This is a genomic window from Thermodesulfobacteriota bacterium (assembly GCA_040756475.1).
Taxonomy (GTDB): Bacteria; Desulfobacterota; Deferrisomatia; order Deferrisomatales; family JACRMM01; genus JBFLZB01.
On sequence record JBFLZB010000031.1, the window covers coordinates 25,152 to 32,786 of the forward strand.

A 7,635-nucleotide genomic window follows, 5' to 3' on the forward strand; every position below is an offset into this window, starting at 1 on the left:
AGTCTCGGCTCGACGTCCCCACGCCACCCGGTCCCAGCGATGGCGTCACGGTCGGAGTTGGGACCACCCCTCGTCCCGGCGGAGAAACCTCGCGTACTCCCACAGCCTCGCCAGCACCCTGGCGGCGCGCTCGGGGGTGGGGAAGGCGAGGATGCGGCGGTCGGTGCCCTCCGCGTCGAGGAGCGTGCGGCCTCCGGGCTCGGGCAGCAGGGTCACCCCCACTACGGGCTTGTCGCTGCCGGCGGCCAACCGGGCGATGCCGGCACGGGCCCCGGCCTCGTAGCGGGCGGCCTGTGCTTCGGCGGCGTCCAGGAGCTCGGGGGGCTGTTCGGGGTCCACGGCCCGGGCCGATTCCACCGTGGCCCGCAGGAAGCGCTCGCGGCCCAGGACGCCCAGGTGGATGACCGCGTCGGCACCATCCCACGCCAGGAGCTCCTCCAGGATGCGGGCCGGGAGGTCCGCGCCGGGCTCACCCACCAGGTCTACGGGGTTGGTGCGGCTCCAGTAGGGGGGCAGGAGCCGGTCGAGACGCCCGCGGACGGCCTCGTCCAGGGCAGGCACCGTGAGGCCGAGCTCGGCGCACAGGTCCGAGGCCACCACCCCCCACCCGCCGCCCCAGGTGAGGATCGCCACCCGGGGCCCCCGGGGGAGCGGCAGGGCGGTAAAGGCGGCGGAGGCGTCGAGGAGGTCGGTGGGCTGGTCCACCAGGACGACCCCGGCCTGGCGGCACGCGGCCTCGAAGACCCGGGCGTCGGAGGCGAGCGCCCCGGTGTGGCTCGCGGCGGCCCGCTGGCCGGCAACCGTGCGCCCTCCCTTGAGGGCCACCACGGGCTTGCGGCGCGACAGGCGCCGTGCCGACTCGAAGAACCGGCGCCCTTCCTTGACCCCTTCGAGGTAGAGCACCACCGTGCGGCTGCGGTCGTCCTCCTCCAAGGCCTCCAGGAAGTCCTCCACCGCGGCCATGGCCTCGTTGCCCGTTCCGCAAAACGCCCGGATCCCGATCCCCTGGGCGGCGGCAAAGGCCAGGAGCTGTACCCCCATGTTGCCGGACTGGGAGAGGAGCATGGTGTCCCCCGGCTCGGGGCGCACGTGGGCGCCGGTGCCGTAGAAGCGGGCGTGGGGGTTCAAGATCCCCATGGTGTTGGGCCCCACCAGGGTGACCCCGGCGCGCCGGGCGGCGGCCACCAGCGCCTCTTGCAGGCGCGGCCCCTCACCCCCCGCCTCGCCGAACCCGGAGGAGACGATCACGGCACCCCGCACCCCCCGGGCCCCGAGCCGGGTCACCGTGTCGGCCACCGCGGCCGCGGGCACGGTGACCACCGCCAGGTCCACGCCGTCGGGCAGGTCCTCGACGGCAGCCAGCGCCGGACGCCCGGCCACCGTGCCCCCCTTGGGGTTCACCGGATACACGGGCCCCGGGAACCCGCCGGCGAGGACGTTGGTGAAGAGCAGGTGACCCCACTTGCCCAGGGTCCCCGTGGCACCCACGAAGGCCACGGAGCGCGGGTAGAAGAGCCGGGCCAGGGCGCCGGGGGCCACCCGCTCCCGAAGGGTCCGGGGTGCCTCGCGGCCGAGCACCACGAGGGCGTCCACCGCCAGGACCGACCCGTCCGGGCGCACCCGCACCGGGTTCACATCCACCTCGGCCACCCCCGGATGCTCCTGGGCGAGGCGGGAGAGGCCCAGGAGCGCCCGGACCAGGGCGGCCCGGTCCACGGCCCCCTCGCCCCGGAAGGGTCCCAGGAGAGCCCGGCTCTTCAGGCGCTCCAGGAGCTCTTCTGCGTCCGCGGTGCCCAGGGGCGCCAGGGCTAGGGCCACGTCACCCAAGCCCTCGGCGAGCACGCCGCCCAGGCCGAAGACCACGACGGGCCCGAACTCCGGGTCCCGGGCGAGCCCCAGGAGGAGCTCCCTCCGGCCCGGCACCTGGGGCTGGACGAGATAGCCGCGCAGGTCCGCCCCGGCGGCTTCGGCAATCGCCCGAGCGGCCTCGGCCACCTCGGCCTCGCCGCGCATCCCCAACCGCACCAGCCCCCGCTCGGTCTTGTGGGCCAGCGCGGGCCCCAGCCCCTTCAGGACCACGGGAAAGCCGAGCCCCCGAGCAGCGCCGGCAGCCTCCTCCGGCGTCGCCGCCGTGCGCTCTTCCACCACAGGGAGGCCGTAGTGGGCCAGGAGCCCCTTGGACTCGGCCTCGTCGAGGTTTCGCCGGCCCTCCCGCCGGGCGCGATCCAGGAGCTCGGTGGGGGTCATGGATTCCTCGGTTGATGCAGGTGGGGGGGTTGGCGGGTGATGGGACCTATGGGACCTATGGGACCTATGGGACCGATGGGACGGATGGGACGGATGAACCCCGGGCTCACAGCACCCGCGCACGCTTCACGCTTCGCGTCTCACGCCTCACGTAACCCCCTCTTTGACACCCGGCGCATCGCCGTTAGCCTGGGTCCCCTGCAAGACGCCGCAACACGCGCTGGGAGGGCCAAGCCATGAAGGTGCGCATCGACTACGGGCTGTGCATGGGGGACGGGAACTGCCACAAGGTGTGTCCCGAGGTGTTCGACTACGACGACGACCAACTGCGGGGGGTCGTCCGCAACCCGGCCGTGCCCGAGCACCTGGAGGCCAAGGTGCGCCAGGCCGCCGAGGAGTGCAACCCCCAGGCCATCGAGATCGAGGAGTAGGTCCCGGCTCCGTGCGCCACGCCGGCCCTACCCCGCGTAGGGAGTCGGGTCCGGCAGCCCGGCCGCCTCGAAACCCCTCCTGCGCAGGATGCAGCTATCGCACCGGCCGCACGCCCGCCCCTCGGCGTCCGGGTCGTAGCAGGAGCGGGTGAGGCCGTAGTCCACCCCCAGGGCCGCGCCCCGGCGGATGATCTCGGCCTTGGTCAGGTGCAGCAGCGGCGCGTGGACCCGGAATCGGCTCCCCTCGACCCCGGCCTTGGTCCCCAGGTTCGCCACCCGCTCGAAGGCCTCCAGGAACTCGGGGCGGCAGTCCGGGTAACCCGAGTAGTCGAGGGCGTTGACCCCGATGAAGAGGTCCCGGGCACCCAGGACCTCGGCCCAGGCCAGGGCGAAGGACAGGAAGACCGTGTTTCGGGCGGGCACGTAGGTAACCGGGATCCCCCGGCCGATCTCCTCGGGGGAGGCCGGCCTGGGAACCGCGATGTCGCCGGTGAGGGCCGAGCCCCCGAAGGCCCGCAGGTCGATGGTGGCCACGTGGTGGGCGGCGGCGCCCAGGGCCCGGGCCACGCGGCGGGCCGCGTCGAGCTCGGCGGCGTGCCGCTGGCCGTAGGCAAAGGACAGCGCGTAGGTCTCGTACCCCTGGGTCCGGGCGATGGCCAGGCAGGTGGCCGAGTCGAGCCCGCCGCTCAGGAGGACGACGGCTCTGCGCGCTGTGGGCTCGTGGCTGTTGGCCATCGGGGTGTCCATTGCGCGGTCAGCTGCCCCACCTCTTGCGGATGCGCGCCACCGCCTCCTCCACGTGGTTCCGGTCCCCGAAGGACGAGAGCCGGAAGTACCCCTCTCCGCTCGGGCCAAAGCCGCTGCCCGGCGTGCCCACCACGTGGCACTCTCCCAGGAGCACGTCGAAGAACTGCCAGCTGGTGAGCCCCGCCGGCACCTTGAGCCAGAGGTAGGGCGCGTTGACCCCACCGTAGCACGCGAACCCCGCGGCGGTGAGCCCCTCGCGGATGATCCGGGCGTTCTCCTGGTAGTAGCGGATCACCTCCTGGTTCTGGCGCCACCCCTCGTGGGAATAGACCGCGGCCGCGGCCCGCTGGACGGGGTAGGAGACCCCGTTGAACTTGGTGGTCTGGCGGCGGTGCCAGAGCGGATTCAGGGAGACCCGCCGGCCGTCGGCGGTGCGGGCCTGGAGCGCCTCGGGCACCACGGTGAGGCCGCAGCGCACGCCGGTAAAGCCCGCGGTCTTCGAGAAGCTCCGAAACTCGATGGCGCAGCGCTCGGCGCCGGGAATCTCGTAGATCGAGTGGGGGATGCCGGGCTCGGTGATGAAGGCCTCGTACGCGGCGTCGAAGAGGAGCACGGCTTCCTGGGCCAGGGCGTACTCCACCCAACGGGCCAGCTCGGCCCGGGGGGCCACGGCCCCGGTGGGGTTGTTGGGGTAGCACAGGTACACGAGATCCACCCGCTCCCGGGGGAGCGCGGGGAGGAAGCCGTTCTCCTCGCTGCACGGCAGGTACACGATGCCCCGGTAGTAGCCCTTCTCGTCGGCCTCCCCCGTGCGCCCCACCATCACGTTGGTGTCGTTGTACACGGGGTAGACGGGGTCGCAGATGGCCACGGTGTTGCCCAGGTCGAAGACGTCGAGGATGTTGGCCACGTCGCACTTCGACCCGTCCGAGACGAAGATCTCGGAGGGCTTGACGTCGGCGCCCAGGGGGCGGTAGGCCTTCTCCGCAATGGCCTCCAGGAGGAAGTCGTACCCCTGCTCGGGCCCGTACCCGCGGAAGGTCTCCGCCCGGGCCAGGTCGTCGACCCCGGCGTGGAAGGCCTCGATCACCGCCGGCACGAGCGGCAGGGTGACGTCGCCGATCCCCAGCCGGATGATCTTGGCGCCGGGATTGGCCTGGGCAAAGGCCTTCACCCGCCGGCCGATCTCCGGGAAGAGGTAGCCGGCCTTCAGCTTGAGGTAGTTCTCGTTGACACGGGCCACGGGGAGCTCCTTGGGTGAGCGGTCGCGGTTTGCAGAGCCAGGCCTCTGCTTAGCAGAGCCCTCTCGGGGGCGTCAAGCCGGAGCCGCTTCGAGCTCGCGCTGTCGGGCCCCGGAACACCCAGGGAGGTTCACTGGCGTCACCCCGATGCTCCGTCGGGTTGACGCACCACCGGATCCGGGCAAGCTGTGCCCTGGACTCGTTTCCCCTCAGGAGGCGACCGGCTGCGATCTCGCTGACGGTATAGGGCGCGCCCCATAGCCCTGGCCCGGGACCCCCCTCCTCTGGGTCCTGCGGGAACACCTGGGCCTCACGGGCACCAAGTACGGGTGCGGCGTGGGCCGGTGCGGCGCCTGTAGGGTGCACCTGGACGGGGAGCCCGTGCGCTCCTGCGCAGTCCCCCTGGGGCGGGCCGCGGGCCCGGTGGTGGTCACCATCGAGGGTCTTGGGGGCGGGAAGCCCCACCCCGTGCAGCGGGCGTGGGTTCTCGAGGACGTGAGCCCGTGCGGGTACTGCCAGCCCGGCCAGATCATGGCGTTGGAGCGGATGCGCCAGGCCGGCGCCCGCGCCTGGCGTGTCTCCCGAGCTGCCTACGGCAGGTCGTCCGCCGGGAGCTCGGGCAGGTCGATGCCGGCCATGCGCTGCACCAGGCGCATCACCTGGCAGGCGTACCCGAACTCGTTGTCGTACCAGACGTAGAGCACGGCGTTGCGGGGGTCCGACGGACTCACGATGGTGGCTTCGCCGTCCACGACCCCGGCGTGGCGGGACCCGATGATGTCGGAGCTCACGATGTCGGGCGAGGTGGTGAAGTCGATCTGGTTCTGAAGGGGGCTGTTCACCGAGATCTCCCGCAGGTAGTCGTTGAGCTCGGCCTTGGAGGTGGGCCGGTCGAGCCGCAGCTGGAGGATGGCCAGGGAGACGTCGGGGGTGGGCACCCGGATGGCATTGCCCGTGAGCTTGCCCGCCATCTCGGGCAGCACCTTGGCCACGGCGCTCGCCGCGCCGGTCTCGGTGATGACCATGTTGAGGGGGGCCGACCGGCCGCGGCGGGCCTTCTTGTGGAAGTTGTCGATGAGGTTCTGGTCGTTGGTATAGGCGTGCACGGTCTCCATGTGGCCCGAGACGATCCCGAAGCGCTCCCCGACGACCTTGATGACGGGAGCAATGGCGTTGGTGGTGCAGGAGGCGGCCGAGACGATCCGCTCCGCCGGGTCCAGGTTCCGGTGGTTGATGCCGTACACGATGTTGGGGATGTCTCCCTTGCCGGGGGCCGTGAGGAGCACGCTCTTCACCCCCTTGGCCTGTAGGTGCCTCCCCAGCCCCTGGCGGTCCCGCCACTTGCCCGTGTTGTCGATGACGATGGCGTCCTCGATCCCGAAAGCCGTGTAGTCCACGTGTTCGGGTGCTTCGGCGTAGAGAACCCGCACGAGGTTTCCGTTGGCGACGATGGCATTGTCTTCCTCGTCGATCTGGGTCGTGCCGGCAAAGGGGCCGTGCACCGAGTCCATCCGAAAGAGCGCCGCGCGCTTCTTGAGGTCTCCTTCGGACCCCTTGCGCACCACAGTGGCGCGCACCCGGATCTTGTCGCCCCGCCCGGTCTTGTCCACCAGGATCCGGGCCAGGAGCCGCCCGATGCGGCCGAAGCCGTAGAGCACCACGTCCTGGGGCCTGCCCAGCACCGCCTGGCGCCCCGTGGTGACCGGGGCAAGCTCCTGGGCCACGAAGGCGTCCAGAGTGTCCATGCTTTCGCCCCGGGCCTGGAACTTGACGGTGAGCTTTCCCAGGTCGATGCGGCAGGGGCCCAGGTCGAGCCTGCCCACGGCCTGCAGCACGGGAAAGGTCTCCTGGACCGTGAGATCGCGGCCCAGCACCAGACGCGCGTGCCGGTGCACTTTGAGGATCTCCACCGAGCTCACCTTGGCGATGGAGCGCCCGTACACGTGCCCCAGCACGCCCCGCTCCACCCGCAGCGCGTTGAGGATGGAGAGCATCTTGACGGTGACGGCTTCCGAGTCGTTCCAGAGCTGAAAGCAGCGTTCCGCTTTGGTCGGATCCATGTCCGCGCCTCCTTGTGTGTTCGGAGTAGGAGATGCCTCCCGGCACGCCGGGCGCGGCCGAAAGATAGCACGTTTGCCCCGGGGGAAGAAGGTGCCCCGCCTTGTAATGCCCCCCCCGTCCTCCTATACTGACTGCTCGTCGCATGACTGAGCGGCCGGGAAGGCCCCGGGAGGTTTCGATGAGGCGCTCCAGCGCGCTGGTGGCGGTGCTGCTCGCGGCAGGAGCGGCCCTGGCCCAGCCCCCGAAGGAGACGGAGCTCCGGAAAGAATCGGGGAACCACTACCTGAAGCTTCGCCAGTACGAGGCCGCCCGCGACCAGTACCTGGCCGCCCTCCAGCTCGACGAGACCTACACCGACGCCCACTACAACCTGGGGGTAGTATACTTCTTTCGCCTCCAGGACTACCCCCGGGCACTCTACCACTTCGTCCGGTACGCCCAGCTCAAGCCCGACGCCTCCGACCTCGACCAGGTCCGCGGACTGAGCCTCCAGGCCCTGGACCGTATCGAGGCGGCAGAGCGCACTGCCTACGCCCAAGCCCTGGAGCAGGCCACGCCCCAGGCCCTGGAGGGGTTTCTGGCGGCCCACCCCCTGAGCTCCTACGCGCCCGACGCCCGAGAGAAGCTGCGGATCCTCCGGGAGCGGGAGGAGGGGGCGCTGCGGCTGCGCCGAGACACCGAAGCGGCCTACGAGGCGGCCGTGGCGAAGGCAACCCCGGAGGCCATGGACCACTTCCTCGCCTCGTACCCCCAGGCCCCCCAGGCCGAGGAGGGCCGCCGCCTGCGCGACCTCTGGGCGAGCCGGCGCGCGGAGGACCGCCAGGCCCTGGATCGGGCCCTGGCGGCCCAGTCCGCCGAAGCGCTGGAGGAGTTCCTCCGGGACCGGCCCCGGAGCCCCCTGGCCAGCG

6 protein-coding genes and 1 pseudogene are annotated in these 7,635 nt (G+C 71.6%); 3 read left to right on the forward strand and 4 right to left on the reverse strand.

Annotation, left to right across the window (positions count from 1 at the left end; all coding sequences use genetic code 11):
• Nucleotides 1–45: 45 nt before the first annotated feature.
• Entirely contained in the window at nt 46–2,247 is a 2,202-nt protein-coding gene (locus AB1578_06750; GenBank protein ID MEW6487598.1) for an acetate--CoA ligase family protein, read from the reverse strand.
• A gap of 236 nt (nt 2,248–2,483) precedes the next feature.
• On the opposite strand from AB1578_06750, the gene AB1578_06755 reads away from it, so the two are divergent.
• On the forward strand, nt 2,484–2,678 hold the full coding sequence (locus AB1578_06755; protein ID MEW6487599.1) for a ferredoxin: 195 nt from the start codon (nt 2,484–2,486) through the stop codon (nt 2,676–2,678).
• 27 nt (nt 2,679–2,705) lie between these two features.
• On the opposite strand, the gene queC is transcribed toward AB1578_06755, so the two are convergent.
• Together queC and AB1578_06765 are read right to left on the reverse strand one after the other, a co-directional pair.
• Entirely contained in the window at nt 2,706–3,413 is a 708-nt protein-coding gene (gene queC / locus AB1578_06760) for a 7-cyano-7-deazaguanine synthase QueC (protein MEW6487600.1), read from the reverse strand.
• A gap of 19 nt (nt 3,414–3,432) precedes the next feature.
• Nucleotides 3,433–4,668 (reverse strand): LL-diaminopimelate aminotransferase, encoded by a 1,236-nt coding sequence (locus tag AB1578_06765; protein ID MEW6487601.1) that lies wholly within the window; start codon nt 4,666–4,668, stop codon nt 3,433–3,435.
• 265 nt (nt 4,669–4,933) lie between these two features.
• On the opposite strand from AB1578_06765, the pseudogene AB1578_06770 reads away from it, so the two are divergent.
• Nucleotides 4,934–5,365 (forward strand): annotated as a pseudogene (locus AB1578_06770) (2Fe-2S iron-sulfur cluster-binding protein).
• Here AB1578_06770 and AB1578_06775 read toward each other — a convergent pair.
• The gene (locus AB1578_06775; GenBank protein ID MEW6487602.1) at nt 5,257–6,726 is read right to left on the reverse strand and encodes a glyceraldehyde-3-phosphate dehydrogenase; all 1,470 of its coding nucleotides are present in this window, start codon (nt 6,724–6,726) and stop codon (nt 5,257–5,259) included. The pseudogene AB1578_06770 and the gene AB1578_06775 sit on opposite strands and share 109 nt — an antisense overlap.
• A 179-nt stretch (nt 6,727–6,905) precedes the next feature.
• Between AB1578_06775 and AB1578_06780 the strand changes: the two genes are divergently transcribed.
• A partial coding sequence (locus tag AB1578_06780; protein MEW6487603.1) for a tetratricopeptide repeat protein occupies nt 6,906–7,635 on the forward strand: 730 nt, incomplete at its 3' end.

Bases quoted from the DNA above. Each gene is read 5' to 3' on its own strand.
- AB1578_06750 (MEW6487598.1), bottom strand. From the start codon at position 2,247: ATGACCCCCACCGAGCTCCTGGATCGCGCCCGGCGGGAGGGCCGGCGA.
- AB1578_06755 (MEW6487599.1), top strand. From the start codon at position 2,484: ATGAAGGTGCGCATCGACTACGGGCTGTGCATGGGGGACGGGAACTGC.
- AB1578_06775 (MEW6487602.1), bottom strand. From the start codon at position 6,726: ATGGATCCGACCAAAGCGGAACGCTGCTTTCAGCTCTGGAACGACTCG.
- queC (MEW6487600.1), bottom strand. From the start codon at position 3,413: ATGGCCAACAGCCACGAGCCCACAGCGCGCAGAGCCGTCGTCCTCCTG.